Here is a 26,231-nt window from a genome sequence, read left to right on the forward strand (position 1 = left end):
CTCCGGCGGGCGACCCCAGGGGTTTCACTGGTGAACAACGGGGTTTAAGGCTACGAAACGGCCCGCCGATGCCCCCTCTCCCCTCTGGATCAGCGCCCGCGCTCGCCCTCCATGACGTGAGCAAGCGCTATGGACGCCGGTGGGCGCTGGCGCGGCTCACCTACGCGCTGCCCGCGGGCCGTTCGCTGCTGCTCACCGGTCACAATGGCTCCGGGAAGACGACGCTCCTGCGCCTCGTCGCCACCGCGCTCGGTCCCACCGCGGGCCGCGTGGAGGTGCTGGGCCGCGACGCCGTGAAGGACCGTGAGGCGGTGCGCCGCGACGTGGCGCTCCTGTCCCACGCCAGCTTCCTCTATGAGGACCTCACCGCGCAGCAGAACCTGATGGTGCTGGGGCGCCTGTTGGGCGTGGACGCGCCGCAGGACGTCGCGGACGCGCTGCTCAACCGGGTGGGCCTCACCCGCCGCACGGACAGCCCGGTGCGAGGCTTCAGCGCGGGCATGCGCAAGCGCCTGGCCATCGCGCGGCTGTTGATGAAGGCCCCTGCCCTGGCGCTCCTGGACGAGCCCTTCGGTGAGCTGGACCCGGCGGGCATCCAGGACATGGAGGGCGTCATCGCGGAATTGAAGGCGGGCGGAACCACGGTGGTGCTGGCCACGCACCTCATCGAACAGGGTCTGAGCCTGTGCGAGGAACGGCTGCACCTGCAGGACGGCCGGGCGGTGGTGGCATGAGCGCCCCGAACGCGAAGCGCCGCCCGGGTCTGCTGACGACGACGCTCGTCCTCTTGCGCAAGGACCTGCTCATCGAATGGCGCACCCGCGCGCGGCTCAACGCGCTGGTGTTCTTCGCCATGGCCACGCTGCTGCTCTTCTCCTTCGCGCTGGGCCCGGACACGAAGCTCTTGGAGCGCAACGCGGGCGGCTACCTGTGGCTGGCCATCCTCTTCGCCAGCGTGCTGTCCCTGGGCGAGTCCTTCCGCGTGGAGACGGAGAACGCCTGCCTGGACGGCGTGCGGCTGGCCCCGGCGGACGCGCGCGCCATCTTCCTGTCCAAGGCGCTGGGCAACGCCCTGCTGCTGCTGGCGCTGGCGGTCGTGCTTGTGCCGGTGATGGTGGCCCTTTATGGGGTGCGCATCGTCACCGGGGTCGGTGACCTGGCGGGCATCCTGGTCCTGGGCAGCCTGGCGCTCAGCGCCCCGGGGACCGTGTACGCGGCCATCTCCAGCAATGCCCGGGCCCGGGATGTGCTTCTGCCTCTGCTATTGTTCCCGCTCGTCATCCCGGCCCTCCTGTCCGCTGCCAAGGGGACCACGCTCGTACTCCAGGGTGACCCGATGCAGCAGCTGGGCTCATGGCAGGGGCTGCTGCTGGGGTTCAATCTGATTTACTGGGGCGTGGGCTTCTTGCTTTTTCCCCGGGTCATCGAGGACTGAAGGATGAACAAGTTCGTCAAGTTTGGCCTGCCGGCGGTGACGCTGGCGCTGCTGGGCGCGGGCTGGTGGCTGGGCCTCGCGTGGGCACCGCCGGACCGTGAGATGGGCGAGGTGCAGCGCATCATGTACGTCCACGTGCCGCTCCAGTGGATGGCCATGCTGGCCATGTTCATCAACTTCGTGGCCGCGGTGACGTACCTCATGCGTCAGTCGTGGAAGACGGACGCGATGGCGGAGGCCTCCGCGGAGGTCGGCCTGCTCTTCGGCACGCTGGGCATGATCACCGGCGCCATCTGGGGCCGCCCCACCTGGGGCGTGTACTGGTCCTGGGACCCGCGCCTGACGTCGGAGGCCATCCTGCTGGTCTCCTACACGGGCTACCTGGTGCTGCGTCGCTTCGTCGAAGACCCGGAGAAGCGCGCGGTGTGGAGCGCGGTGGTGGCCATCATCGGGGCCATCAACCTGCCCATCGTGTGGTTCTCCGTGCGCTGGTGGCGCAGCCTCCACCAGGTGCAGTCCAGCCCCAAGACGGTGGACCCGCAGATGGTGCTGCCCCTGCGCGTGGCGGCGTTCGGCATGCTGGCGCTGCTCATCGTCTTCATGGTGCACCGCTACCGCACCGCGCTCGCGGAGCGGAAGGCGGAGGTGGCGCTGCCGGAGGCGCTGCCCACGGATGACCCCGCGCTGCGCGCGTCCCATTCCTCGAAGGTGGCCTGAACATGACCTCGCTGACGTCGCTGATGCTCCTGGCCCAGGTGGGCAGTGGCCGCCTCCAGGGTGGCTGGGGCTATGTGTGGGCCTGCTACGGCATCACCGTGGCCGCCTTCGTGCTCTACTCGGTGTCCCTCTGGGCGCGCCGTCCCCGCGCCGCTTCCGATTCGAAGGAGTGAGCCCATGACGCCCGTCAACCGCAACCGTCTCATCGCGCTGGGAGCCTTGCTCTTCGCCGGCGCCGGCCTTGGCTTCATCGCCTTCGGCAACATCGGGGACAACCTCGTCTATTACTGGAGCCCGTCGGAGCTGATCTCCAACGGCGACAAGGCCTACACGGCCACCATCCGCCTGGGCGGCGTGGTGCAGCCGGGCAGCATCCAGTGGAACGAGTCCCACACCACGCTGGACTTCCGCGTGGCGGACGGCCCGGAGGCGGACGCCAAGAGCGTGCACGTGCGCTCGCTGGAGACGCCCCCGCAGATGTTCCGCGAGAAGATCGGCGTCGTGGTGGAGGGCACCTACGACAAGTCCGGCGTCTTCACGTCGAACCGGCTGATGGTGAACCACTCCAACGAGTACCGCGCGCCCAAGGAAGGCGAGGAGCCGCGCAAGTGGCAGGACACGCTGGCTGAAGGCGCCACCACGGCGACCGTGACGCCGCCGGGGGCGCCGTGAACGGAATGCTGGGCTATGGGCTGGTCCTCGCGGGCCTGGCCTTCGCCGCCTTCGGCGCCATCCTGGGGCTGGTGGGCGGCATGCGCCGCAACGACGCCAGCTACCCCTGGGTGCTGCGCGCCGTGTGGGGCTTCGCCGCGTGCATGATCGGCAGCAACCTGGTGATGGTGGAAGCGCTCATCAACCACGACTTCAGCGTGAAGTACGTGGCCCAGGTGGGCAGCCGCGCGACGCCGCTGCTCTACACCATCGTGTCGTTGTGGAGCGCGCTGGAAGGCTCCATCCTCTTCTGGGGCCTCATCATGGGCGTGTACCTGGCGGCGTTCGCCTGGGTGCACCGCAAGGAGCACGCGCGCTACATGCAGCTGGCGCTGGGCACCATGCTGGCCGTGGGCGTCTTCTTCGCCTTCCTCATCGCGGGCCCCGCCAACCCCTGGGGCGCCGTGTCGCCGGTGCCGGCGGACGGTCCGGGCCCCAACCCGCTTTTGCAGAACCACTTCCTGATGGTCATCCACCCACCCATGCTCTACGCGGGCTACGTGGGCATGACGGTGCCGTTCGGCGTCGCCATCGCGGGCCTGCTGCGCGGGGAGATTGGCGAAGCGTGGATGGCGCCCCTGCGGCGCTGGACGCTCATCGCGTGGATGTTCCTCACGCTGGGCATCGTGCTGGGCTCGTGGTGGGCGTACGCCGTGCTGGGCTGGGGCGGCTACTGGGCGTGGGACCCGGTGGAGAACGCGTCGTTCCTGCCGTGGCTGACCGCGACGGCGTTCATGCACTCCACCATGGTGCAGGAGCGCAAGCGGATGCTGAAGCTGTGGACGCTGAGCCTCGCGCTGGCGTCGTTCGTGCTCACCATCCTGGGCACGTTCATGACCCGCTCCGGCATCTTCAACTCGGTGCACTCGTTCACCCAGTCGGACATCGGGCCCACGTTCCTCGTCTTCATCGCCGTCCTGCTGGTGGTGTGCATTGGCCTCCTGGCCACGCGCGGCCACCTGCTGGCGCCGGAGGGCCGGCTGTCGTCGCTGATGTCCCGCGAGGCGAGCATCCTGGTGAACAACCTGGTGTTCGTGGCCATCACCTTCACGGTGCTCCTGGGCACGCTCTACCCGCTGGTGTCGGAGGCCGTGCGCGGCATCCGCGTGAGCGTGGGCGAGCCGTACTTCAACAAGATGGCGGTGCCGGGCGGCATCGCGGTGCTCTTCCTCATGGGCGTGGGCCCGGTGCTGCCGTGGGGCACGCCGGACAAGGCCACGCTGCGCCGGCAGTTCCTCATCCCCGCGGCGGTGGGCGTGGCCATCACCCTCGCCTGCTACGCGGCGGGGCTTCGCGGCGTGTACCCACTGCTCACGTTCGGCCTGGCGGGCTTCGTCACCCTCATCACCCTGCGCGAGCTGGTGGTGCCGGTGCGCGTGCGCATGACCGAGCGCAAGGAGGGCTTCGTCACGGCGCTGACCACCGCGACGAGCAAGGCGCGCCGGCGCTTCGGCGGCTACGTGGTGCACCTGGGCATCGTGATCATCATCGTCGCCGTGGCGGCCTCCAGCGCGTACGTGAAGCACACGTCCGGCACGCTGAAGAAGGACGGCACCATGATGCTGGACGGCTACCAGCTGAAGTACCTGGGCCTGTCCAGCGGCGAGGAGCCGCACCGCACCTACGTCGCCGCGCGCGTGGAGGTGACGGCGCCCAACGGCGACGTGAGGGAGATGCGCCCGCGCATGAACTACTACGAGCGGAGCACGGACCCCGTGGGCACGCCCGCGGTGCGTGAGTCGCCGAAGGAGGACCTGTACATCTCGCTGATGGCCTTCAGCGAGACGACGGGCACGGCGAGCTTCAACGTCTGGGTGTTCCCGCTGGTGGGATGGATCTGGTACAGCCTGCCGCTCCTGATGCTGGGCACGCTCATCGCCGTCTGGCCCGCGCGCCGGGCTGCGGTGCTGCGCGCGGACGCGGCGCCGGTGGGCGCGGCGCCTCCCCTGCCGGGCACGGACGCCGAGCGGGGTGCGGCATGAAGCGCTGGCGGCTTCCCCTGCTGTTCGCCGCCGTGGGGGCGGCGCTGCTCTTCGTCCTCTTCCAGGGCTTCGGGCGCAACCCGCACGAGGTGCCCTTCATGCTGAAGGGCACGGCCGCGCCGGACTTCACGCTCAAGCCGCTGGACGGCGGCGACCCCGTGAAGCTGGCGGACTTGAAGGGCCGCCCGGTGGTCATCAACTTCTGGGCTTCGTGGTGCGGGCCCTGCAAGTACGAGCACCCGGTGCTCGAGTGGGGCGCGCGCGAGATGGGTTCCCAGGCCGTGTTCATGGGCGTCGTCTTCGAGGACACGGAGCCCAACGCGCGCGACTTCCTGCGCCGCATGGGCGCGAGCTTCCCGCAGCTGATGGACGAGCGCTCGCGCATGGCGGTGGACTACGGCGTCGCGGGCGTGCCGGAGACGTACTTCATCGACGCGCAGGGCATCATCCGCGGCAAGCACGTGGGCCCCATCGACCCGAAGACGCTGGCCACCCGGGTGCAGGAGCTGACCCAGCCGGCAGCCCATCCGACGGCGGAAGCCGCGCGTCAAAACTGAGTCAACTTGAGCCCGCTTGGAAGGCAGGCGCCCGGGAGCTCCAGAGGGAGTCCCGGGGCCGCCTCGCGGGAGCCCTGGAATCCGTAGTAAGTCCCTGCTGTCGGCGTTGTTCGCGAGGGCTGCCCCCGGCCCCTGCTCCAGCGAGGTGGGCTCCCCATGCAGTGCCCCGAGTGCGGTGAAAGCGCGGCGGACGTCCGCCTGATGTACTGCGAGAACTGCGGCGCGAAGATGCCCGCGCGTCCCGCGCCCCCGCCCCGAGCCAGCAGCGCCAGGAGCAACCGCCCCAGCCGTCCCATGACCGAGCCGGCCTATGCGGCGGAGATCCTGGACGAGGAGGAGGAAGCCCGGCGACAGAGCAGCGGCGCTCCGCCCCCGCGCGGCTCCAAGGCGCGGCCTGCGCAGGACGAGGCCTACGAAGACGAGGATCCGTACACGGGCCCCCGCTGGCTGAAGGACGTGCCCGGCCACTCGCAGAGCGTGCTGGGCGTGGGGCTGGTGGCGTTCTCGCTGGTGCTGTCCATCCTGCCGTTCTTCCCCAGCGTGGGCGTGCTGGGGACCTTGCTGACGCTGGTGGGCAGCGTGTCGCTCGTCGCGCGGGAGCTGCGCCGCGACGGCAACGCGCCCGGCTGGGTGGACTCCGTGCCGCTGGTGTTGATGCGGCCGGAGATCCCCGCCGCGTTCACGCTGCTGCTGGTGGCGCTGTCGGTGCGGCTCTTGTCCGGGTTCAACCTGCTCTTCCCCATCTGGGCGGCGGGGACGGCGCTCATCGCCGTGGAGCAGTACAAGCTGGTCATCGCGGAGCCGGACGGCGTGGCGCGCGACTTCGACCTGCGCTCGCTGCTGGGCTTCCCCCGGGTGCTGGCGCTGGCGGGCGTGGCGGTGTGCGTGGTGGCGCTCTTCCTGCCGTGGGGCAAGGTGATGGCGGACGGCTCGCCCCTGCCGGACAACGCGCCGGTGCCGGGCAGCGTGCGCGGCGTGCCGCCCGAGCTGCGCGTGATTCCCACGACGCGGCCCTCGGACGACTCGCTCTACAGCGCGGGAGGCGGCATCGCGTCGCGCTCGGGCTGGGACCTGCCGGTGTCGGAGCTGCCGCTGCTGGTGTTGCTGTCGGTGCTGGTGCTCGCGGCGCTCCGGCCGGACGTGGAGCGCCCGGCCTTCCTCAAGTGGGCGCCGGTGGGCGCGGTGAGCGTGAGCCTGCTCTGGGCGCTCGCGGGGGTGAAGCTCGCGGTGGGCCCCATCGCGTTCCTCCTGGGCCTGGGGGCGGTGGGCTTTCATGCCGTGCGCCAGGCGCTGGGCCGCGACGAGCCGGCCGAGTTCCTGCCGCCGGAGGACGACCCGTACGACCCGGACCAGGACCTGGAGACCGAGCCCGACTCGGGCTACCGGGGCTAGGCTGCCGGCTTTCAGTCGGAAGGGCTGCCCGGGCGGCGGGCGTGCGGCCCAGGATTCCGTGTGCAATACCCGTCAGGGGGCGGTAGTTAGGGACGGCCCCCGCTGGAGCCCCCGATGAATGCCGTCCTCGTCTCGTTGACCCTCGCCCTGAGCCTTGCCACGGGGCAGTTCGCGCCGCAGCAGGCCGCGAGTGAACCGCTCGCGCCGGCCCAGGAGGCGCGGGTGCAGCAGCTGGCGAAGAAGCTGCGCTGCGCGGTGTGCCAGGGCCTGTCGGTGGCGGACAGCCCGTCGTCCATGGCGCGCGCGCAGCTGGACAAGGTGCGCGAGCTGGTCTCCGACGGAAAGACGGACACCGAAATCGTCGACTACTTCGTGGCGCGCTACGGCGAGTGGGTGTTGCTGGAGCCGCGCGCGGAGGGCTTCAACTGGTTCGTGTGGCTGGGGCCCGTGGCGCTGGTGCTGGGCGGCCTCTTCGTCATCCTGAAGCAGCGTCAACCATTGCCCGAGGGCGCCGCGCCCGCGGAAGCCGCGCCGGTCCCCTCCCCTTCCACCCCCGCGCCGTCCACGGACGAAGCGGACCCCTACCTCCAGGCCGTGCGCCGGGAGCTGGAGCGCTAAGCCATGCAGCCCGAGCCCACCAACTGGTTGCCCGGAATCATCGTCCTCTCGGTCGCCTTCGTGCTGGCGGCCGCGTGGCTCCTCTACATGAAGATGAAGACGGGGAGCGCGCTGCCGCAGGACACCGCTGCGAAGGCGGACGGCACGGCGGACGACCTGGCGCAGCGGGCGCAGTCGCTCATCGAGCAGCTGCGCACGCTGGAGGCGGAGAAGCACCACTTCACCGCGGAGCACTACACGGCGGAGAAGGCGCGGCTGGAGAAGGAAGCGGCCGCGGCGCTGCGCGCGAAGGACGAGCACCAGAAGCGGCAGGCGGCGGGGGTGAAGGCGCCCGCGCGTAACGTGCCGGCACCCACGGGCTGGGCGGCGCGCAACCCGCAGATGGTGGGCGCGATGTGGGGTGCGGGAGTGGTGGTCTTCTTCGGAGGCCTGGGCTACCTGCTCGTGTCCGAGCAGAAGCCGCGCGAGGAAGGCCAGATGGGCACGGGCGCGACGCCGCCGGGCATGGCCCAGCAGCAGATGCAGCAGATGCCCGAGGTGAACGACGAGCTGGAGCAGGCGCGTCAGCGGCTGGCGTCGAACCCGGGCGACGTGGAGGCCGCGTCGATGCTGAGCCACGAGCTCATCCGTCAGCAGCAGTTCGACGAAGCGCTGAAGGTGACGCTGAAGGGCCTGGCGGTGGATCCGTTCAACGTGGAGCTGCGGGTGCACCGGGGCGTGCTGCGCGCGGCGTCGCAGGGTGACCTGCAGGGCGCGGAAGCCGAGCTGACGGAGCTGGTGGACACGTGGCCGGACGCGCAGGAGGCGCTCATCTTCCTGGGCAGCCTGTCGCTGCGCCGGGGCGACAAGGCTGGGGCGCTGGAGCATTTCGAACGCTTCACGGTGGAAGTGCCCAAGAACATGCAGCCGCCGCAGCTGGCTCCTGCCATCGCCCAGCTGCGCGGGGAGGTCGGCCAGCAGTAGGCGTAGGCTGAGCGCCGTGAGTGTGTCACCCCTGGAGGTGGGCCATGGGTGCATCCGGCGTCTGGAAGGCTGCGGGCACGCTGTGCATCGTCGCGTTGTCATCCGCCTGCACGACAGGCGGTTCCGCGACGTACGTGGAGGGCGCCCTGCGCCCCCGTCACTTCGTCTTTCATGACGTGGTGAAGTGGAACGGTAAGAACGCGGGCGGTTGGCGTGCAGCGTGCCTCCATGTCGGCATCGCCCGCGATACGGGAGAGCTGGTCTATTGCAGGTTCGGCGTGGAGATGCCCATCGCCACCAGAGCGATGGGGTTCATCTCCACCGAACAGGCACAGAGCCTTTCCGCGAGCTGTGCCAATCAAGCCGCGAAGACAACCCTGTCCACGGCAACGCCCGCCACACCCATCGGGATGGCCTGCGAAGAGTTCAAGACCTTCTATGACCTGACCCTCAGCGCAGCCATCGTGGGTGCGCAAGTCACGAAGGTCTGCACCAAGGGCATCAAGCCCGTGATGGTGACACCTACAAGGCCGGCCACTCGCGGAGGCATGTAGCCCATGGTTCCATCCACTGAGGAGCTGTTGGAGATCGCGCGGACCTACTGGCCCTCGCAGGAAGATCCCAATCAGGAACCCAGCCCCGAAGCACATCTGCTCCATGCGCTCTGGCAGACGAAGTTGGCAGAACCGGGCCCTTGGGACGTCCTGATCGAACAACTCAGAAAGGCGTTCCCAGAGAAGGGCGTCGGCAACATCACCGCGATTTCGAACGCATGCTTTTGGTGCGTCATCTACCCAAGGCGTGGTCGTGAGCAGCCCGGTTCGCACTGGGTCTATGTCGGCTGCGCCAGCATCATCGCGCCGGTCTACACCGTGTACCGGGCCCTGATTGAATTTGGCGAGCGCCAGGTCTTGCGGCAGCTTGATCTGGAGCCTCCCGCGGTAGAGCCCGCGGTCACGATGGCGAGACTCATGGAGTCCACGATGGGACTGAGCCGGCTGCCCCCTGACATCGCCAACCATCCAGCTCCTGTCTTCGTGGGCTGGAAGTCCCCCCCGAAGACGACGCTCTTCCACGCGCTCTTCACCAGCAGGCCAGAGAATTTCCCCTGAGCCTCACCCCAGCTTGCGGATGGGCGCACCATCCAGGAACGCGCGGATGTCCTCCACGGCCTCACGGAAGTACGTCGCGTAGTTCCCCTGGGACACATAGCCCAGGTGCGGCGTGGCCAGCAGGTTCGGCAGTCTCCGCAGCACGTCGTCCGCGGGCACCGGCTCCGTTTCAAAGACATCCACCGCCGCGCCCGCGATGACACCCTGCTGCAACGCTTCCACCAGCGCCGCCTGATCCACGATGGCCGCGCGTGACGTGTTGATGAGGTACGCAGAGCGCCGCATCCGCGCGAGCTCCGCACGTCCCACCAGCCCGCGCGAGCGCTCCCCCAACACCAGATGGATGGACACGAAGTCGCTCGTCTCCAGGAGCGCCTCCTTCGACGCGGCCCGCGTCACGCCCACCTCCGCGGCCTTCGCGTCCGTGAGGTTCGGGCTCCACGCGACCACATCCATCCCGAACGCCGCCCCCACGCGGGCCACCCGGCTCCCAATCTTCCCCAGCCCCAGGAGCCCCAGCCGCTTCCCGTGCAGGTCCACGCCCACGGAGTGCTGCCACGGGCCGCCCTGCCGGAACGCGGTGCTCTCCCCCACCACGTTCCTCGCGAGCGCCAGGATCAACGCCCACGTCAGCTCCACCGGAGGCTCGGTCGCGCTCGCCGTCCCGCACACCGTCACGCCGCGCGCGGTGGCCGCGGCCACGTCGATGGACGCATTCCGCATCCCCGTCGTCACCAGCAGCCGCAGCCGTGGCAGCCGCTCGAGCAGCGCATTCGGAAACGGCGTGCGCTCCCGCATGACGACGAGCAGGTCGAACGGCGACAGCGCCGCGACCAGCTCCTCCTCACCGGAGAAGTGCTCGCGGAACACCGTCACCTCGACCTGTCCGCTCACGGACGACCAGTCCGCGAGCCTCGTGGAAACACCCTGATAGTCATCCAGGACGGCGCAGCGCAGCTTCTCCATGGCACCCGCCAGGATCCGCCGCGCCGCCCCGGAACGTCAATTCACCGCGGCCTTCCGCCGCCGGAACCGGCGCACCTTCTCCACCAGCTCATCCGACAGCACGCCCTTCACCGCGTTGCGCGTCTGGCGGGCCCACTCCTCGGAGCGCGTGAACCACGTGCCCGCGAAGCCCGCGCCGTGCGCGCGCAGGGACACCGTCTGGCGCTGCTTCGTCACCCAGTCGGACTTGTACGTCTCCGTGCCTCGCAGGAAGTCGTACTCCGTCAGGCCCATCTCGATGGCGTCCTTGAACGTCTCGCCCACCAGCACCAGGCCCACGCTGCGGTTGCGCCACGCCGGGTCATAGCCGGACTGGAAGTACACGAACGTCTGGCCATGCAGGATGCCGTACACGGACGCCACCGCCTGGCCGCCCACCTTCATCGTGTACATCCGCAGCCGGCCGCGCTCGGCCAGCCACTGCGTCGCGTCGCGGTGGAACGCCTCCACCCCCGCGCCCTTGATGCCCTGCGAACCGCCATCCGAGGACCAGCGCAGCGCGTGCAGCCGGAAGAAGTCCGTCATCGGCCCGGCCAGCTGACCCGGCGCGTCCGTCCGCTCGATGCGATAGCCGTCCTGCTTCTCCAGCCACTTGCGCCGGCGCAGGTAGTTGTCCCGGCGGCCCGTGCGCTTGAGGAACGCGTCGAACGGCTCGCCCGGCACCAGCGTCTCGTACGGGCACACGTAGCGCTCCGTCACGCGCACGTCGCCGAACACCTCCCGCGCCACGCCGAGCGTCGTCGACCCCTCGCGCAGGTCCGTCAAATCCAGCACGTCCCACTCGTCGCGCAGCCCCTGGAGCACGTTGAAGAACGCCCGGGACACCTCCGCCTCGCGGCCCTTGCGCGCCACCACGTCCAGGTAGTCGCTGCCCACGTGCGTCTCACCCAGGAAGCCCAGGCGCCGCACCGGCACGCCGTTCACCCAGCGGTGCTCCAGGCCCAGCGGCAACAGGCCCACCAGCGTGCCCAGCCTGTCGCGCGCCGTCAGCACCAGCGGCCGCACGTCGGGCGCGATGCGCCGGCACCACGGATACAGCCACTCCCACGCGTTGAACGGACCGGCCGTGCTCGCATCCAGCAGCGAGTTCCACTCCGCCCGCATCCCCGCCAGCTGCGAAGCACTGCCCACCGCCGCCACGTCCAGCCGCGGCGTCAACCTCGGCCCTGACGTCAACTCGTCTTCGCGGATCACCGCGTCACCCTGATGCCTTTCCCGAAGCACTGCCCCGGCCCCCGAGTGCCATTGCAACCCGGGAGCCACCCCCTGTTCCCTCACGACGCGCGCTTGCTCGGCCGGCGCTCGGACTTCAGCGCCTCCCGGACCACGTCCGCCACCTGCCCCATGACCTCCGGCGACAGGTCCTGGTGGCACGGAATCTCCAGGATGGTCCGCCGCAGCTGCGCGACCTCCGGGAACTCTGACGGGTCGCACGCGGGATGGAAGCGCTTCCAGAAGTCGATGGCGTCGATGCCCTTCTCCCGCAGCTTCGCCAGCAGCAGCTCCTTGTCCTGCACCACCATCGGGTAGAACAGGGGGCTGACGCCCGGGGGAAGCTGGTTGAAGAGCGGCGGAGACACGTCGCGCAGCCGGCCCAGCAGGAGGAAGTAGTTGCGGCGGCGCGCCTCGACGATGGACTCCAGGTCCTGCGCCAGGGCGATCCGCTTCGTCAGCGGGCTCATGCCCAGGTCCACGTGCCGCCGGTCGAAGTGCTGCGTGCCCGTGGCCACCCGCTCGATGCTCGCGGCCTTCACCGTGCCGTGCCCCACCGAGCGCACCAGGCCGCGCAGCCCCCGGCCCACCGCCCCGCCGCGCAGCTCCAGGTTCTGCAGCAGCGCGGACACGGTGTGGCTGAAGGTGGACGCCAGCGGCGGCGCCGGCGGCTCCGGCAGGCTGTACGAACGCTTGCCGTTGACGACCAATGCACCCCCATTGGGTACCGGAAGGGTCTTGTAGAGGCAGAAGATGCCCACGTCACCCGTGGTGCCCAGCGGCGTCGCGCCGTCCGACGACAGGAGCGACAGCGCACAGTCTTCAATCAACGGGATGCCGTGCTCGTCCGCCAGCTTGCGCATGGCGTCCACCGGCCCCGGGAAGCCCGCGTAGTGGATGAGGTAGAGCGCGCGCGTCTTCGGCGTAATGCGCTTCGCCACGTCCGCCACGTCCACGTCCCAGCGGCTGCCCACGCGGTAGAAGCGCGGAATGGCGCCCGCGTCCACCACCGCCTCCACCTCCACGCCGTGGTGGTAGGCGGGCATCAGCACCTCGCCGCCGTCCAGGCGCAGCATCTTGATGGTCAGCCAGACGGCGTTGCGCGCGAAGTAGAAGTACCGCGCGTTGGGAGACGAGAACGGCGGCAGCGCCCCCGGACGCGGCGGGGCCATCAGCATGCCCGGCCACAGCGTGGGCAGGGACGGCACGAACATCTTGTCGGTCGTCTTCACTTCTTCCATCGCGCCACCACCTCTTTCGCCGCCGGTACCCACCGGAACTTCGCCGCGCACAGGGCCCGGCCGAAGGCGGTGTCGTTGAACACGTAGAGCCAGGTGTGCCGGCGGACCTGATCCGTCCAGTCGCGCTTCCACACCATGTCTGGCCCCAGGAAATCGAACTCGGTGAGCCCCCGGTCCAGGCAGTCCCCCAGCACCTCCTCCATCAGGAGCTGCCCCGGGCTGCATTCCTTCAGGGACTCGTCGTAGCCGGGCTTCAGCAGGAAGTAGCGCCCGCCAAACTCCAGGCCGTACTGGAACGCCACCGCGCGCCCGTCCACGCGCAGGAAGTACAGCGCCAGCCGGTTGCGGTAGGCCGCGTCCCGCGCCAGCTCCGTGTAGAAGCCGCGCGTCTTCGCGTCCTGCGCCATGGCCGTGCCATTCGCGCCCTTCCAGCCGCTCTGCTCCAGGAGCAGCCCCTCCTCCAGCGTGCCCTCCAGGTCCAGCCCGCCGGAGACGCGCTCGAAGGTGACCTTCCCCTTCTCCTCCAGCTTGCGGCGCCGGCGGCGGCAGTTGGCCTTGAACTTGGACGGCAGCTTCGCGAAGTACGCGTCCTTCTTCGCGGGCAGCGGCACGTAGGGAGACTGCAATGACTCCCACTCGCCCACCGGCAGACCGCCCTGCTTCGCGGCCTCCAGCAGGCGGAAGCCCACGCCGCCGTCCGGCACGTCCGTCAGCCGCAGCACGTCCCAGCCGCCCGTCGCGCGCAGGTGCGCGAGGAAGGCTTGGGCCGCGGCATCCGGCTCCCGCGCCAGCATGTCGAAGCGGCAGGAGTGCGCGTTGGCCGCGGAGGTGAGCTGGCGCACGGGCACGCCGTACATCGACGTGCGCTCCTCCACCAGCGGCAGCGCGGCGGTGAGCGTTCCATCCTCGCCGCGCAGGAGCAGCACGCGCATGCGCGCCCCGGCGGCGAAGTTGTCCAGCCACAGCCGCAGGAACTCATGCCGGTAGAACAGCTCGTGGGAGGTCGCCTCCACGAGCTGGTTCCACTCGGCTTCCAGGGACATGAAGGCCGCCCGGTCGTTGACTTCCACGACCTGGGAGGCGGCCGAAAGTTGAATGGCTTCCATGTGAGCGGGCCCCAAGGTGGTGATGGGCAGCGCGGCCTACAACCCGCTGCGCGCCATCTTCAGCAGGCAGGCAGCGACCTTGCGGCTGTCGTGTCGGATCTTGGAACCTTCCTTGAGAAGGTCCGCCTGCACCGGAATCACGCCGGAGGACAGGAGCTCCCGCGTCTCCGCCGTGACCATGTAGGAGCCCTTGCGCGCATAGCGCTGGATGGACTCCTCCGAAGGCGCACGGCCGTTGACGAGCACCGCGTCCAGCACCGGCCCCACGTGGTCGATGACGGCCTGCACGTGGTCCAGGCAGTTCATGCCGTCCGTCTCGCCCGGCTGGGTCATCAGGTTGGCCACCATGACCTTCAGCGCGCGCGTCTCCTTCAGCGCCTGGGCCACGCCGTCCACCAGCAGGTTGGGCAGCACGCTCGAGTACAGCGAGCCCGGCCCGATGGCGATGAGGTCCGCCGAATAGATGGCCTCCAGCAGGCCGTCCACCGGCGGCGGAGAGCGGGGGCTGAGCGACACGCGGCGCACCCGGCCCTGGGCGCGGCAGATGTTGCGCTCGCCCACGACCTCCGTGTCGTCATGCATCTGGGCCACCAGCTGCACCGACGCGAGCGTGCTGGGCAGCACCAGGCCCTGCGCGCCCAACAGCTCCCCGGACAGCCGCACCGCCTCCAGGAAGTCGCCCTTCAGCTCCGCGAGCGCGGCGATGAGCAGGTTGCCCACCGCGTGGCCGGCGAGGCCCTTCGCGCCGCCGAAGCGGTACTGGAACACGTCCTTCAGTGCACTCTTGCCACCCGCGAGCGCCACCAGGCAGTTGCGGATGTCGCCCGGGGGCAGCGCGCCGTGCTGGCGGCGCAGGCGGCCGGAGCTGCCGCCGTCGTCGCTCATCGCCACGACCGCGGTGATGTCCACGCCTGGCTGGCCGCCCTTGGGGGCCGCGCGGCGGGCCAGCCCCTTGAGCACCATGGGCAGGCCCGTACCGCCGCCCATCGCGACGATGCGCGTGGGACGGTTCTTCGGCGCCTGCAGCAGCTCGTTGCGCTCCACGCCCTGCTGCTTGTTGCGCGCGTCGTCCTGGCTCCACTGCTCTGAGAACGGTGCGTCCACGTCCATGCCCACCATGTTCCGACCCCCTCGCCCATCCCAATCCATGGCTACCCACCCTTGGCATCCCGGCCTCCCCCGACAACCGGAGGCCGCGGACGGTCATCAACGCCTGCTACTGAACCTTCCTACCGGGCACCCCGCCCCAACAGCACGTGCCGGACCGTGTGGAAGATGATGCCGACGTCCAGGAACAGCGACCCGTTCTTCACGTAGTACAGGTCGAACTCCAGCTTGTTGCGCGCGTCCTCCACCGAAGCGCCGTAGGGGTAGCGGATCTGCGCCCACCCCGTGATGCCCGGCTTCACCGCTTCACGCACGCCGTAGAACGGAATCTGCTGCTTGAGCTGCTCGGTGAACACCGGGCGCTCCGGACGAGGGCCCACGAAGCTCATGTGGCCCAGCAGCACGTTGAACACCTGCGGAATCTCGTCGATGCGCGTCTTGCGGATGAACTTGCCCACCCGGGTGACGCGGTCGTCGTTGGAGCGCGCCCACACCGCGCCGTTCTTCTCCGCGTCGGTGCGCATGCTGCGGAACTTCCAGAGCGGATACGCCCGGCCGCCCAGGCCCACGCGGTCCTGCCGGTAGAAGACGGGGCCCTTGGAGTCCAGCTTGATGGCCAGCGCCACCAGGATGAGGAAGGGCGAAGCCAGCAGGAGGAGCAGCGACGCCACCGCCACGTCGAACACGCGCTTGAAGGCCCGGCGCAGGGGCGACACCGTCATCTCATCCGCGAAGGCGAAGTCGCTGGCGCGCAGGAACTGCACCGGGATGCGGCGCAGCACGCGCTCGCAGAAGCCCGCCGCGTCGTACACCCGCCGCCCGTCCAGCCGGCAGCGCAAGAGCGAGTCCACCCAATTGGCGCCGCGCATGTCATCCGCGGCCTGCACCACGTAGGAGGCGTTGAGGCGCGCCGCCATCGCGTCCAGCGGTTCCTCCACCTTACGCGGGTCCACCAGGGCCACCACGCGGAAGGAGCCCTCGCCGCCGTCTTCAATGGCGCTCGCCACCGCGCGGGCCTTGAGGCCATCCCCCACGACGAGCACCGCGTCGGGTTCGCCGACCAGCGCCCGGATGGAGACGCGCACCACCAGGGTGCCGGCCAGGGCGCCCATCGCGCCGCCCAGGAGCGTCCCCGGGGGCAGCACCACCGGCAGGGCCAGCGGCAGGAGCAGCATCACCCCGCCCGCCACCATCGCGGTGACGCCCGCGGCCTTGAGGAAGCGGTAGCCGCGCGTCCGGTCCTCGGCCGCGATGCGCAGGTCATACAGGTCCAACAGGTACAGCGTGAACTGGAAGGTGACGACGAAGGCCAGGCCCAGTCCCACCAGCGTCGGCCACATCGTGGCGAACGGGGGCTGGGAACCCAGGGGCGCGAAGAGGGCCGCGCAGGCCGCGGCACCCGCGACACAGGCCAGCGCGATCGCCGAGGACTCGGCGAGGAAGAACGTCAGTTTCTTGGCTGAAAAATAGTGGTGGAAAACGCGAAGCACGTGACTCCTCCAACCCCAACCCGCCGCCGCTCCAGGCCCCCCGCCCATCGCACCTCATCGGTGCGAGGAGCGGGTCGGGCCACGAATCACTTCACTCGACAACCGACTGCTACTTCTTCACGTAGTTCTTCAGGTACGGGGTCGCGTTCACTTCCGCCCCGTTGAGCACGCAGCCCACCAGCGCCGCGCCCGCCAGCTGCTCCACTGCCTGGTTCACCACCTTGGAGGGGGTGACGTTGGCGCGGATGACCATCAGCACGCCGTCCATCTGGTGGCCCAGGATGGCCGCGTCCGCGAACGGCAGCGTCGGCGGCAGGTCCACGTACACCTCGTCGAAGCCCTCGCGCACCGCCTTGAGGAACTGCTTCATGCGGGCGGAGGCCAGCACCTGGGTGCTCTCCTCCGGCGTGGCGCCGGCGGGGATGACCGCCAGCCGCGTGGAGTTGAAGCGGCGCACCACGTCGCGCACGTCACACTCACCGGCCAGGAGCTCCGCCAGGCCCACCTTGTTGCGCATGCCCAGCGTGGGGGCCACCTGCCCCCGGCGCAGGTCCGCGTCCACCAGCAGGATGCGGCGCTCCGGGTTCGCCCGGGCGGCGGCCAGGGCCAGGTTCACGCTCGTCACCGTCTTGCCCTCGCCGGGCATCGCGGAGGTGAGCGCCACCACCTTCATCGGGCGCTGCTCGCGCATCCGCTCCAGGCGGTAATACAGGGTGCGGTACTGCTCGGCGGCCGCGGAGGCAGGGGCCGTGAGCGTCACCACCCGGCGGTCCACTGCGTTCGAGGAAGCCGCGCTGTCATCCACGCGGGGGAGGAAGTTACCGGCCCGCTCCATCGTCGAATCCATCTGAGTTCTCCAATCCTTTCCGTATGGGGTCGGCAATTAGTTCAGGGAAGTAGGCGAGGAGACGCTGTTCTTGCTCCCAGCCATCGGCATCAAGATCCGCTTCTCCGTCTTGCCTTGCATGTTCGGGACCACCGCCAGGACAGGCAGCGTGATGCGCTCGCGGACCTCGGTGCCATCGCGCAGGCTGTCGTCGCGCATCTCGAGGACGGTGCCGGTGAGGACCCCCAGCGCCAGGGCCACCAGGGCGGCGATGAGCAGGCCCGTCATGCGGTCCGGGCGAGCAGGCGAGGAAGGCACCCCGGCGGGCGAGATGACATTGAACAGGCTCTTGGCGCTCTTGGCCTCCAGCTCCTGGGCGATCTCCGCCTCCACCTTGCGGCTCACCACGCTCTGGTACTTGGTGCGGGCGATTTCGTAGTCCCGGTTCATGACCGCCAGCTCCTGGGCCCAGCGCGGGGTGTTGTTCAGCCGCGCCTGGTACGCCTCGGCCTGCTTCTGGAGGTCCACGATGTCCTTCTGGATGTTGGTGATGAGCGTGGCCACGCGGGTGCGCTCGTTGCGCTCGGCGTACATGCGGCCCTCGGCGTCCTTGCGCTGGGCGCTGATGTCACCCAGCTCACGCTCCATGCGCTTCACTTCCGGATGGTCGGACGTCCACTGCGTCTTGGCCTGCGTGAGGGTGCGGGACAGGCCGCTCTCCGTGGCCTCCAGGCGGCCGGCCTCGCTGTCCGCGGCGTTGCGGGCGCGGGCCAGGTCGGAGCGGCGCGCCTCGGCGCTGCGCAGCTCCTCGGACTTCGTCTGCAGCTGGGCGCTGATGCGCTCCAGGCCGCGCATGTTCATCTCCATCTGCTCGGGCAGCTCGCCCAGGTGGTCCACCTTGAACTTGGAGATCTTCATCTCCCAGGAGGACACGGCCTTGCCCATGGCGACCATCTCCTCGGTGAAGAGGTCGGTGGCGCGGGCCGCCTGCGTCTGGCGGATCTTCAGCGTCTCCTCGGAGAAGATGGCCGGCAGGCGGTTGGCCACCTGCGCCACCACCTGCGGGTCGCGGCCCGCGTAGGTGAGCTCGAAGGCCGTCTCACCCTCGACGCGCACGGTGAGGTCCTTGCGCATCTGCTCCACCGCCGCCTCGATGCCCTTATCGGACACGAGCTCCGGGTAGAGGTTCATCTCCTCGATGGCCTTCTGGAGCACCGGCCGCGCCAGGAGCTCCTGGCGGACGGTGACGAGCCGCTGCTCGATGAGTTCGCTCACCGTGCGCTGGACCATCTCCTCGCCAGGGCGCTGCGGCTCCACACGCACCACCACGGACGCTTCATAAATGCTCGGCCGGGTCATCACGATGGCCGCACCCAACACGAAGATTGCTGCAGCGATCGCCCCCACCAGGGCCTTGCGGCGCCACAGCGCCGAAAGCAACTGGTCCGCCGTCATCCCACGCTCCATGATCCGCTCCTCCATCCTCGTAGCTCTCAAAGGTTGCCTACCAAGCTGTCATGACCAGACGGAGGGCGAACACGTTGCGTGTCAGGTCCCCCGCCCCAGCGACATCCCCCGCACCCACCTGCGCGATGCGGTCGAACGCGCCCTGCAGCGCCAGCTTCCGGCTCAGCCGGTACTCGACGCCTCCACCCACTGCATAGCCCTGCGACACGTTCGTGGTGTTGCGCCACTCCGTGTAGAACTCACCGGGCGCCCTGCCGTTCCGGAAGAAGCTGGCCGCCGCGAAGGCCGACAGCTTCTGCGTGAACCGATGCGCCCCCATCACCGACGCGTAGTCCGCCCACACCGCGCCGGAAAAACCGCTCGCGCCCACCAGGTCGTGCCCCATGGCGGCGCCGAAGTCGCTGCGCTCGCCCTCGCGCACCAGCTCCACCGCCACGCGGGGCAGCCACCCGCCGCGCGTCGCGTCCGAAGGCAGGTAGCGCACCGGCCCGCCCCGGAGGGTGAGCGTGGTGGGCCGCGTCAGCCGGTAGCGCAGGGCCGCGGAAGCGCCGTGCGCCTGGCTGTAGTCCTGGTCGTACAGGAAGCCCTGGTAGCGGTACTCGGCGCCCAGGGACAGCCGGCGCGTGGTGCGGTACCACAGCTCCACCGAAGGGGTGTGCGCGTAGCCCGCCACCCGTCCCGGCTCGATGATGCGCGTCGCCTCGAACATGTAGTTGCCGCGCACGTCCATGCGCTCCGTGACGCGGCTGGTGAGCCCCACCTTCGTCTGCGCATAGAAGGTGGGCGCCGTGGAGCGCGCCAGGCCGTCACGCGGCAGCGACGTGGGGTCGGTGACGCGGAACACCCGCGCGCTGGCATCCAGCCGCAGCCGCCGGGACAGCACGTCCCGGAAGCCCACGCCCGCGCGGTGGTCCACCGTCGTCTTCCCGGAGCCGTGCCGCGCGAGCAGGTCCGTGGCGTAGAAGGACTCGAGCGTCAGCTGCTCGTTCTTCACGTCCAGTCCCAGCCGCGGAGACAGCTTCGTCATGAACTGTCCGTTGGTGCCGGCTCCCCCCAGACGGATGTCGTTGTCGAAGCGCTCCTCCGCCGTGAGGCGGAGCCGCGGCTCCAGGATGGTGGCCGCCTGCGCGGCCGGCGCGGCGATGAGACAGCCTGCAATCACTGCCCGCTTCCAGTTGCCCCTCACCGCCGCCCTCCCGTCCTGACCCACGCCCACGTTCGTTGCTTCCCGTTGTCTGTCTTTGCTGTCCGCTCGCCCGTCCCGCTTCACGGGACGACGACGGTGTCACCCGGCCGCAGGATGACGCTCTCGCCGTCCGGGGAGACCAGGTCGCTGTAGCGCACCGGGATCTGCCCGCCCTTGCCGTCCGTGCGGATGACGACGATGCCGTCGGAGTTGGCGAAGTCCGTGAAGCCGCCGGCCAGCGCGATGGCCTGCAGGAGCGACACGCGGCCGCGCAGCGGGTAGGCGCCCGGGTGGGCCACTTCACCCGTCACGAAGACGCGGCTGCTGTTGACCTCGCGGACGATGACCGTCACGCGCGGCTCCTGCACGTACGGCTGGAGGCCCGACTTGAGCGCCTCGGCCAGCTCCGTGGGCGTCTTGCCCGCGGCTTCAATCTCACCCACCATCGGAATGGAGATGAAGCCGTCGGGACGCACCGGCACCGTGCGCGACAGCTCCGCATCGCGCCACACGCTCACGTCGAGCACGTCCTCGCGGCCGATGCGGTAGGGCTGATCCGCGTTGTCGACCTTCAGCGTCTGCTGGTGAGCACAACCCGACAGGAGGAGCATCCCCATCACCGTCCAGAACCCCGTGCGCCGCATTCCCATCTTCCGCTCTCCTTCGTTCACTGATGTTCCGCGCGATCCACCGTTCACACGCCCTGAAGGGCTGGGTGGCTCGCTTCTGGCGGAGGCTCTTAGCAGCGCGTGTGCCAGCGGCCGGGGAGAGGGAAAACCCTTGGAATGCAGTGGGTTACGGCGTGCCACATCAGGCGCACATCGGCGCATCCGGGAAAAATTCCGGTCCCACCCCGGTGTTCGCCCCTGTGCTTTCTGCCGATCGCTTCCACGGGGTGGAAGAGGATTGCCCAACGTGAGCCCTGTACCTTCCACGTACTTCCGGGCTCCCTCTGGGCTCCTCGTGCCAGGGCCCTGGCACGGGTCTTGATAAGGGATTGGGCGTCGGACAGCGGTAGGGGTTCAGGGGTCCAATTCAGTTCAGAGGGGGACAGCGGATGGGCAAGGTGGCAGGGGCGGTGGGGGTGGTCTTCATGCTTGGAACCAGCATCGTGGGGCTGATGGGCGCCTCACTGGGCAACAGCATCGAAGCCGGCGTGCTGGGCATGGTGGGCCTGGCCCTGTACGGCGGTAGCTCGCTCTTGAGCGGCAAGGCGGCGGAGCCCGCGGGCGTCGCGAAGCAGGCTTGAGCCCACGCGCCAGCGAAGGCTGAAGCGCTGTAGGAAGCACAGGGCCTTCGGGCCGGAACAGCGAGTTGGGAAGCCAGGCGCTTCCTCCCGCTGCCGGCCCGTGGGCCCTTGTCGTGTCCGGGCCCTGCCCTCCCCTTCACTTCAAGGCTGGCGGGGCTCGGCTTCCGGAGCGTGGGAGGCGTGCGCCTCCGGCAGCGCGCGCGGCTCCGGGATGGCGGGGCGTGGCGACACCTCCTGCTCCGGCAGCGGCTGCTGTTCGGAGCCCTGGACCTCCTGGCGGCGCAGGCGCAGGGCCCGGCTCCACAGGGCGACGCCGGCCCAGGCGCCCACGAGCGCCGCCGGCACGGCCACGACATGGGGCCAGTAGAGCGCCACGCCCGCCAGGGCCAGCGGCACCACGCCCGCGCCGAAGACGACCTTGGATTCGGTGCGGCCCAATTCGCGGTGGTTGGTGACGGCGGCGCCCACGGTGTTGCCCAGGCGAACCGCGCCCGCGGCCGCGCGGCTCATGCTGCCCCGCCCGCCATGGGCGCCCCGCTGCGGGCGAGGCAGCGCAGGCGCGGCGATCATGCGGCGCGCCCTTCCACTGAGCACCACCTCCGTCGCGTGCTCCAGGTCCTGGAGGTACATGTCCTCCATGCACCGGGCGAAGGGGGCGTCCTCCACGGCGACGTCAATCTCGGAGTTGCCTAGCCAGCTCGCGGGGTTGAGGTTGGATGAACCGACGCGCGCCCAGGTGCCATCCGCCACCGCCGTCTTGGCGTGGAGCATGGTGCCATTCCATTCATAGACGCGGATGCCGGCCTCCAAGAGAGGGCGGTAGCCAGCCTGGGTGAGCGGGCGCAGCGCGGGGATGTCGCTGCTGCCGGGCACGAGCAGCCGCACGTCCACGCCGTCGCGAGACGCGGCCCGGAGCGCCTGGACATAGGTGGCGGTGCCCACGAAGTACGCGTCGGTGAGCCACAGCCGCTTGCGCGCGAGCGACGCGATGAGCTGGTCCACACGGAAGAGGCCCGCGCTCCAGGGCACGCCGGCCACCACGCGCAGGGACACGTCGCCCATGGGCAGGGAGGCGCGAGCGGACAGGCAGCCCTCTTCATCCAGAGGAGGGCCCACGGTGCTCCACCCCTGGGCGAAGGCGCGCACCAGGTCCGCCACGGCGGGGCCGCGAATCTCCAAACCGGTGTCACGCCACGGGGCCACGCCCTTCTCCGCGTCGCCCACCCACTTGTGGCTCACGCACAGCCCGGAGACGAAGCCCACCTCTCCGTCCACGGTGAGGGTCTTGCGGTGGTTGCGGCCCAGCCACGCCAGGGGCCGGTCGAACTGGAAGGGATTGAACGAGCGCACCTCCACGCCCGCCTCGCGCAGGAAGCGCCAGTAGCTGCGGGACGCGGGGCCCTGGCAGCCCAGCCAGTCATAGAGGACGCGCACCTGCACGCCGTCGCGAGCACGGGCGGCCAGCGCCTCCGCGAAGCCGCGGCCCACGTCATCGTCTTCAATGATGTAGTTCTCGAAGAGGATGGAGCGCTCGGCCTGCTGGATGGCGCGCAGCCACGCGGGGTAGTTCTCGCGTGCGTCGCGCAGGAGCCGCACGTCGTTGCCCATCACGAGCGGCGCGCCCGCGGCGCGGGAGAACACCTGTTCGGCCAGGTTGTGCTGCCGGCCGCTGATGCCCGATGACTTCACGATGGCCATGGCGTGTCTCCTCGGGAAATCGGGGCGCGCCCGAAGGCTCTGGGTGAGGTGCGGTTCCCAGGGGACGGTCGCAAGGGCTCCGCGTGACGGGATTCCAGCGCGCTCGCGCTGGCGTCGAGGGCCTGGCTGCCCGGCTGTTCTCCCCTCGAGCCCGGGGGCCAGGGGATGCGCTGTGTGGCGCGGGCATGCATGAGCAACTTCTCCGCGAGGGCGATGTCCGACGGATACCTGCTTCCTACCCTTTCCCGCGTGTCTCCGCCCAGGGAGACGGGCGAGGAGGAGACGAAGGCGTGAACGAACCAGCCCCTGCCCTGCCCCGCCTGTCCTTCGACTTTCCGGACGGCGCTGACTTCAGCAACGGCGTGAATCACGAGTGGCTCCTGACCAACGGCCGCGGAGGCTACGCCTCCGGCACGGTGGTGGGATGCAACACGCGCCGCTATCACGGCCTGTTCATCCCCACGTTGGAGAAGCTGGGCCGCACGGTGCTGATGGCGAGGCTGGAGGAGACGGCGCTGGTGGACGGGGAGCGCTACCGGCTCACCTCCGAGGAGCACGACGACGGCAGCACTTTGGAAGACGGCGCGAGGCACCTGCGGCACTTCCGTCTGGAGGGGCTGATTCCCGTCTGGGAGTACGCGGTGGGGCGCGCGCGGCTGAGGCGCCGTTGCGTGATGGTGCACGGTGAGGACACGGTGTTCCTCGCCTGGGAGCACCTGTCCGGTCCGGAGGTGACCCTGCACCTGCGGCCATACCCGGTGCTGCGCCCGCATGACGGGCCGCTGCTGAAGGGAGTGGCAGAGGCCATCGTCACGCTGCGCGGCCCGCTGGTGGAGCTGCGCAACGGCGAGGACGGTCCGCTCCAGCGAATGCGGCTGTATTCGGACGGGCCCACGCCGTACGTGAGCCTGGCGGAGACCTCCAGGCCCCAGCACCTGAGGACGGAGAAGGCGCGCGGCTACGACTTCACGGAGGTGCAGCACTCGCCGGGCTACTTCACGGCGACGCTGAAGCCCGGGGGCACGCTCTACTTCGGGCTGACGACGGAGGCGCCGGGGCACCTGCTGGAGCGGAATCCCAAGGAGGTATTCGAGCGGGAGCTGGGCAGACAGGAGCGCCTGTTGGAGCGCGCCCCGGAGCATGCGCGCACGGGAGTGCCGGCGCGGCTGGTGTTGGCGGCGGACCAGTTCATCATCGATCCGCCAAGGCCTGCGGACGCCGCGTGGGCGCGGTCGATGGGTTTGGACGCAAGGAGCGTCATCGCGGGCTACCCGTGGTTCACGGACTGGGGCCGGGACACGATGATCAGCCTGGACGGGCTGACGCTGGCCACGGGGCGCTACCGCGAGGCGGCGGCCATCCTGCGCACGTTCGAGCACTACGTGCGGGACGGCCTGATTCCGAACTACTTCCCGGACGGAGAGAACGAGGGCGTCTACCACACGGCGGACGCGACGCTCTGGTTCTTCCACGCGGTGGACCGCTACCTGGAGGAGACAGGAGACGAAGCGCTGCTGCGGGACCTGTTCCCAACCCTGCAGGACATCGTGGCGCACCACCAGAAGGGCACGCGCTTCCACATCGGCGTGGATCCGGCGGACGGGCTCCTGCGGCAGGGGCAGGAGGGCTACCAGCTCACCTGGATGGACGCGAAGGTGGAGGGCTGGGTGGTGACGCCGCGCCGGGGCAAGGCGGTGGAGATCAACGCACTGTGGTTCAACGCCCTGCGGCTGATGGCGGGCTGGGCGGAGCGGCTGGGGTTGGAGTCGGGCCCGTACCGGGGCGCGGCGGAGAAGGCACAGGGCAGCTTCAACCAGCGCTTCTGGAACGAAGCGGGCGGGTGTCTCTACGACGTGGTGGACGGAGAGAACGGCCGCGAGGACGCAAGCGTGCGGCCGAACCAGGTCTTCGCCATCTCGCTCAAGCATCCGGTGCTCAAGCGAGACAAGTGGGCGCAGGTGCTGGAGGTGGTGCGTCGCGAGCTGGTGACGCCGGTAGGACTGCGCAGCCTGGCGCCGGGCAGCAAGGACTACAAACCGAAGTACGACGGCGACCTGCGGGCCCGCGACGCGGCCTATCACCAGGGCACGGTGTGGGGCTGGCTCATCGGGCATTACGTGGACGCGACGTTGAAGGTCTCCCCGGACATCAAGGCCGCGAGGGCCCTGCTGTCTGGAATGGAGGACCACCTGTCGCACGCGGGCATCGGGCAGATCTCCGAAATCTTCGACGCGACGGAGCCCTACCGCCCGCGAGGCTGCTTCGCCCAGGCCTGGAGTGTGGCGGAGGCCCTGCGGGTGTTCAGCAAGACCAATGTAGGGTGATCAGGCCTTCTCGAGCTTCCGCAGCCATCTGGCGGCTCTCTTATGCCCCAGGCTCGCGGCGTCATGAAAGTGACGCCGGGCTCGCGCCTTGGACACGGGCACTCCCTCGCCGTTCGCGAACATCAGCCCCAGGTTGAAGGATGCTTTGGCGCTCCCCTGCTTCGCCGCCAATCGAAACCAACCAAAGGCACGCATGGCATCCGTGGGAAGACCCACGCCATTGGAATAATTGTAGCCCAAGGCCAGCTGGGCATCGGCGTAACCTCCCTTCGCGGACGTTTCGTAATATGCGTTGGCTCTCTTCAGGCTCTTGGGGACACCCTTTCCCTGCTCATACGCAAGGCCCAGGTTGTATGCGGCAACCGGGTCTCCCTGTCGTGCGTTCTTCCGATAGATCCGGACCGCCTCCTTCAGCTGATGGGCTTCGGGGCTCGCGAACAGGATATCCACCAGGTTTCCCTCGGCGACCGCGAATCCCCGGGCGGCGGCGAGGCGATACCATGCCTCCGCGAGCCCTTTGTTCTTCCGGACCCCTCTTCCAAAGTAATACGCAAGCCCCAGGTTGAAGGCCGCGACATCGTCCCCCAGCGCGGCTGCCTTCTCCGTCCACATCCGGGAGCGCTTCGGATCACGCCGGACGCCATCCCCGTAGAGGAAATGGAGTCCCACGTTCGTCATGGCCTCCATCTTCCCGAGCCGCGCCGCCGCGAGGTACGCCTCGAAGAGGGCCTTTCGGTCGTCAGGCCGCGTCTCCTCGATCGTCCACGCCTTGCCCATGGCCACGTCCGCCAGGGACCTGACGGGTGGAGTCTTCATTCGCACGCGCTTTTCCA

General features: G+C 69.5%; 26 protein-coding genes. 14 read left to right on the forward strand and 12 right to left on the reverse strand.

All coding sequences use genetic code 11. The features are described 5' to 3' along the window. The first annotated feature begins 68 nt into the window (after nt 1-68). The 12 genes from ccmA to D7V80_RS01910 all read left to right on the forward strand — a co-directional run bounded on the left by ccmA (nt 69) and on the right by D7V80_RS01910 (nt 9,487). Nucleotides 69-734 (forward strand): heme ABC exporter ATP-binding protein CcmA, encoded by a 666-nt coding sequence (gene ccmA / locus D7V80_RS01860; RefSeq protein ID WP_014395820.1) that lies wholly within the window; start codon nt 69-71, stop codon nt 732-734. Next, nucleotides 731-1,435, forward strand: a complete 705-nt coding sequence (locus D7V80_RS01865) for a heme exporter protein CcmB (RefSeq protein WP_120586507.1) — start codon at nt 731-733, stop codon at nt 1,433-1,435. The genes ccmA and D7V80_RS01865 overlap by 4 nt, the downstream gene beginning before the upstream one ends. Nucleotides 1,436-1,438: 3 nt before the next feature. Then, on the forward strand, nt 1,439-2,152 hold the full coding sequence (ccsA, locus tag D7V80_RS01870) for a cytochrome c biogenesis protein CcsA (protein ID WP_120586508.1): 714 nt from the start codon (nt 1,439-1,441) through the stop codon (nt 2,150-2,152). 2 nt (nt 2,153-2,154) lie between these two features. Continuing rightward, nucleotides 2,155-2,325 carry a hypothetical protein gene (locus tag D7V80_RS42110; protein WP_014395817.1) on the forward strand — a complete coding sequence of 57 codons (171 nt, stop codon included), beginning with the start codon at nt 2,155-2,157 and terminating at the stop codon, nt 2,323-2,325. Nucleotides 2,326-2,329: 4 nt separating this feature from the next. Then, nucleotides 2,330-2,824 carry a cytochrome c maturation protein CcmE gene (locus tag D7V80_RS01875; protein WP_014395816.1) on the forward strand — a complete coding sequence of 165 codons (495 nt, stop codon included), beginning with the start codon at nt 2,330-2,332 and terminating at the stop codon, nt 2,822-2,824. Further along, entirely contained in the window at nt 2,821-4,845 is a 2,025-nt protein-coding gene (locus tag D7V80_RS01880) for a heme lyase CcmF/NrfE family subunit (protein WP_120586509.1), read from the forward strand. The genes D7V80_RS01875 and D7V80_RS01880 overlap by 4 nt, the downstream gene beginning before the upstream one ends. Continuing rightward, complete coding sequence (locus D7V80_RS01885) at nt 4,842-5,402, forward strand: redoxin domain-containing protein (RefSeq protein WP_120586510.1); 561 nt, start codon at nt 4,842-4,844, stop codon at nt 5,400-5,402. Before D7V80_RS01880 ends, D7V80_RS01885 begins: the two co-directional genes overlap by 4 nt. A 156-nt stretch (nt 5,403-5,558) precedes the next feature. Further along, nucleotides 5,559-6,794, forward strand: coding sequence for a zinc ribbon domain-containing protein (locus D7V80_RS01890; protein ID WP_147446958.1), 1,236 nt, complete (start codon nt 5,559-5,561; stop codon nt 6,792-6,794). 114 nt (nt 6,795-6,908) lie between these two features. Next, nucleotides 6,909-7,412 (forward strand): cytochrome c-type biogenesis protein, encoded by a 504-nt coding sequence (locus tag D7V80_RS01895; protein WP_120578278.1) that lies wholly within the window; start codon nt 6,909-6,911, stop codon nt 7,410-7,412. Between the two features lie 3 nt (nt 7,413-7,415). Next, the gene (locus tag D7V80_RS01900; RefSeq protein WP_120586512.1) at nt 7,416-8,375 is read left to right on the forward strand and encodes a tetratricopeptide repeat protein; all 960 of its coding nucleotides are present in this window, start codon (nt 7,416-7,418) and stop codon (nt 8,373-8,375) included. Nucleotides 8,376-8,419: 44 nt separating this feature from the next. After that, nucleotides 8,420-8,929 carry a hypothetical protein gene (locus D7V80_RS01905; RefSeq protein WP_120586513.1) on the forward strand — a complete coding sequence of 170 codons (510 nt, stop codon included), beginning with the start codon at nt 8,420-8,422 and terminating at the stop codon, nt 8,927-8,929. A gap of 3 nt (nt 8,930-8,932) precedes the next feature. After that, nucleotides 8,933-9,487 carry a hypothetical protein gene (locus tag D7V80_RS01910; RefSeq protein ID WP_120586514.1) on the forward strand — a complete coding sequence of 185 codons (555 nt, stop codon included), beginning with the start codon at nt 8,933-8,935 and terminating at the stop codon, nt 9,485-9,487. A 3-nt stretch (nt 9,488-9,490) separates the two neighbouring features. On the opposite strand, the gene D7V80_RS01915 is transcribed toward D7V80_RS01910, so the two are convergent. The 10 genes from D7V80_RS01915 to D7V80_RS01960 all read right to left on the reverse strand — a co-directional run bounded on the left by D7V80_RS01915 (nt 9,491) and on the right by D7V80_RS01960 (nt 20,777). Beyond that, a complete protein-coding gene (locus D7V80_RS01915; protein ID WP_120586515.1) occupies nt 9,491-10,453 on the reverse strand; it encodes a D-2-hydroxyacid dehydrogenase family protein in 963 nt (320 codons plus the stop codon). A 36-nt stretch (nt 10,454-10,489) separates the two neighbouring features. Further along, on the reverse strand, nt 10,490-11,686 hold the full coding sequence (locus D7V80_RS01920) for a GNAT family N-acetyltransferase (protein WP_120586516.1): 1,197 nt from the start codon (nt 11,684-11,686) through the stop codon (nt 10,490-10,492). Between the two features lie 80 nt (nt 11,687-11,766). Continuing rightward, nucleotides 11,767-12,945, reverse strand: coding sequence for a DegT/DnrJ/EryC1/StrS family aminotransferase (locus tag D7V80_RS01925; RefSeq protein ID WP_014395807.1), 1,179 nt, complete (start codon nt 12,943-12,945; stop codon nt 11,767-11,769). After that, a complete protein-coding gene (locus D7V80_RS01930; protein WP_120586517.1) occupies nt 12,933-14,051 on the reverse strand; it encodes a GNAT family N-acetyltransferase in 1,119 nt (372 codons plus the stop codon). Before D7V80_RS01930 ends, D7V80_RS01925 begins: the two co-directional genes overlap by 13 nt. Nucleotides 14,052-14,087: 36 nt before the next feature. Then, on the reverse strand, nt 14,088-15,161 hold the full coding sequence (gene yvcK, locus D7V80_RS01935) for a uridine diphosphate-N-acetylglucosamine-binding protein YvcK (RefSeq protein WP_370452440.1): 1,074 nt from the start codon (nt 15,159-15,161) through the stop codon (nt 14,088-14,090). A gap of 119 nt (nt 15,162-15,280) precedes the next feature. After that, entirely contained in the window at nt 15,281-16,648 is a 1,368-nt protein-coding gene (gene exoE / locus D7V80_RS01940) for a polyisoprenyl-phosphate hexose-1-phosphate transferase ExoE (RefSeq protein WP_120586519.1), read from the reverse strand. Nucleotides 16,649-16,757: 109 nt separating this feature from the next. Further along, nucleotides 16,758-17,495 (reverse strand): CpsD/CapB family tyrosine-protein kinase, encoded by a 738-nt coding sequence (locus D7V80_RS01945; RefSeq protein ID WP_014395803.1) that lies wholly within the window; start codon nt 17,493-17,495, stop codon nt 16,758-16,760. Between the two features lie 36 nt (nt 17,496-17,531). Beyond that, nucleotides 17,532-18,941 (reverse strand): Wzz/FepE/Etk N-terminal domain-containing protein, encoded by a 1,410-nt coding sequence (locus D7V80_RS01950; protein WP_120586545.1) that lies wholly within the window; start codon nt 18,939-18,941, stop codon nt 17,532-17,534. A gap of 37 nt (nt 18,942-18,978) precedes the next feature. After that, a complete protein-coding gene (locus D7V80_RS01955; protein ID WP_233585068.1) occupies nt 18,979-20,127 on the reverse strand; it encodes a hypothetical protein in 1,149 nt (382 codons plus the stop codon). Nucleotides 20,128-20,207: 80 nt separating this feature from the next. After that, a complete protein-coding gene (locus tag D7V80_RS01960) occupies nt 20,208-20,777 on the reverse strand; it encodes a polysaccharide biosynthesis/export family protein (RefSeq protein WP_120586521.1) in 570 nt (189 codons plus the stop codon). Between the two features lie 407 nt (nt 20,778-21,184). Here D7V80_RS01960 and D7V80_RS01965 point away from each other — a divergent pair, with 407 nt between their 5' ends. Then, nucleotides 21,185-21,376, forward strand: coding sequence for a hypothetical protein (locus tag D7V80_RS01965; protein ID WP_014395799.1), 192 nt, complete (start codon nt 21,185-21,187; stop codon nt 21,374-21,376). A 141-nt stretch (nt 21,377-21,517) separates the two neighbouring features. On the opposite strand, the gene D7V80_RS01970 is transcribed toward D7V80_RS01965, so the two are convergent. After that, on the reverse strand, nt 21,518-23,074 hold the full coding sequence (locus D7V80_RS01970; protein ID WP_120586522.1) for a phosphatidylserine/phosphatidylglycerophosphate/cardiolipin synthase family protein: 1,557 nt from the start codon (nt 23,072-23,074) through the stop codon (nt 21,518-21,520). Nucleotides 23,075-23,364: 290 nt separating this feature from the next. Here D7V80_RS01970 and D7V80_RS01975 point away from each other — a divergent pair, with 290 nt between their 5' ends. Next, nucleotides 23,365-25,398, forward strand: coding sequence for an amylo-alpha-1,6-glucosidase (locus D7V80_RS01975; RefSeq protein WP_120586523.1), 2,034 nt, complete (start codon nt 23,365-23,367; stop codon nt 25,396-25,398). Here the strand turns inward: D7V80_RS01975 and D7V80_RS01980 are convergent, their stop codons facing one another. Continuing rightward, the gene (locus D7V80_RS01980) at nt 25,399-26,214 is read right to left on the reverse strand and encodes a tetratricopeptide repeat protein (protein ID WP_158616531.1); all 816 of its coding nucleotides are present in this window, start codon (nt 26,212-26,214) and stop codon (nt 25,399-25,401) included. Nucleotides 26,215-26,231 lie beyond the last annotated feature (17 nt).

It is taken from the genome of Corallococcus sp. CA054B (assembly GCF_003611625.1).
Classification (GTDB): domain Bacteria; phylum Myxococcota; class Myxococcia; order Myxococcales; family Myxococcaceae; genus Corallococcus; species Corallococcus coralloides.

Excerpts from the sequence above, each read along its gene's own strand:
- D7V80_RS01960 (WP_120586521.1), bottom strand. The coding sequence starts at position 20,777 with ATGGGAATGCGGCGCACGGGGTTCTGGACGGTGATGGGGATGCTCCTC.
- D7V80_RS01890 (WP_147446958.1), top strand. The coding sequence starts at position 5,559 with ATGCAGTGCCCCGAGTGCGGTGAAAGCGCGGCGGACGTCCGCCTGATG.
- D7V80_RS01945 (WP_014395803.1), bottom strand. The coding sequence starts at position 17,495 with ATGGATTCGACGATGGAGCGGGCCGGTAACTTCCTCCCCCGCGTGGAT.
- D7V80_RS01970 (WP_120586522.1), bottom strand. The coding sequence starts at position 23,074 with ATGGCCATCGTGAAGTCATCGGGCATCAGCGGCCGGCAGCACAACCTG.
- ccsA (WP_120586508.1), top strand. The coding sequence starts at position 1,439 with ATGAACAAGTTCGTCAAGTTTGGCCTGCCGGCGGTGACGCTGGCGCTG.
- D7V80_RS01925 (WP_014395807.1), bottom strand. The coding sequence starts at position 12,945 with ATGGAAGAAGTGAAGACGACCGACAAGATGTTCGTGCCGTCCCTGCCC.
- D7V80_RS01865 (WP_120586507.1), top strand. The coding sequence starts at position 731 with ATGAGCGCCCCGAACGCGAAGCGCCGCCCGGGTCTGCTGACGACGACG.
- D7V80_RS01910 (WP_120586514.1), top strand. The coding sequence starts at position 8,933 with ATGGTTCCATCCACTGAGGAGCTGTTGGAGATCGCGCGGACCTACTGG.
- D7V80_RS42110 (WP_014395817.1), top strand. The coding sequence starts at position 2,155 with ATGACCTCGCTGACGTCGCTGATGCTCCTGGCCCAGGTGGGCAGTGGC.
- D7V80_RS01905 (WP_120586513.1), top strand. The coding sequence starts at position 8,420 with ATGGGTGCATCCGGCGTCTGGAAGGCTGCGGGCACGCTGTGCATCGTC.
- D7V80_RS01900 (WP_120586512.1), top strand. The coding sequence starts at position 7,416 with ATGCAGCCCGAGCCCACCAACTGGTTGCCCGGAATCATCGTCCTCTCG.
- D7V80_RS01950 (WP_120586545.1), bottom strand. The coding sequence starts at position 18,941 with ATGGAGCGTGGGATGACGGCGGACCAGTTGCTTTCGGCGCTGTGGCGC.
- D7V80_RS01875 (WP_014395816.1), top strand. The coding sequence starts at position 2,330 with ATGACGCCCGTCAACCGCAACCGTCTCATCGCGCTGGGAGCCTTGCTC.
- yvcK (WP_370452440.1), bottom strand. The coding sequence starts at position 15,161 with ATGGACGTGGACGCACCGTTCTCAGAGCAGTGGAGCCAGGACGACGCG.
- D7V80_RS01930 (WP_120586517.1), bottom strand. The coding sequence starts at position 14,051 with ATGGAAGCCATTCAACTTTCGGCCGCCTCCCAGGTCGTGGAAGTCAAC.
- D7V80_RS01915 (WP_120586515.1), bottom strand. The coding sequence starts at position 10,453 with ATGGAGAAGCTGCGCTGCGCCGTCCTGGATGACTATCAGGGTGTTTCC.
- ccmA (WP_014395820.1), top strand. The coding sequence starts at position 69 with ATGCCCCCTCTCCCCTCTGGATCAGCGCCCGCGCTCGCCCTCCATGAC.
- D7V80_RS01965 (WP_014395799.1), top strand. The coding sequence starts at position 21,185 with ATGGGCAAGGTGGCAGGGGCGGTGGGGGTGGTCTTCATGCTTGGAACC.
- D7V80_RS01895 (WP_120578278.1), top strand. The coding sequence starts at position 6,909 with ATGAATGCCGTCCTCGTCTCGTTGACCCTCGCCCTGAGCCTTGCCACG.
- D7V80_RS01980 (WP_158616531.1), bottom strand. The coding sequence starts at position 26,214 with ATGAAGACTCCACCCGTCAGGTCCCTGGCGGACGTGGCCATGGGCAAG.
- D7V80_RS01885 (WP_120586510.1), top strand. The coding sequence starts at position 4,842 with ATGAAGCGCTGGCGGCTTCCCCTGCTGTTCGCCGCCGTGGGGGCGGCG.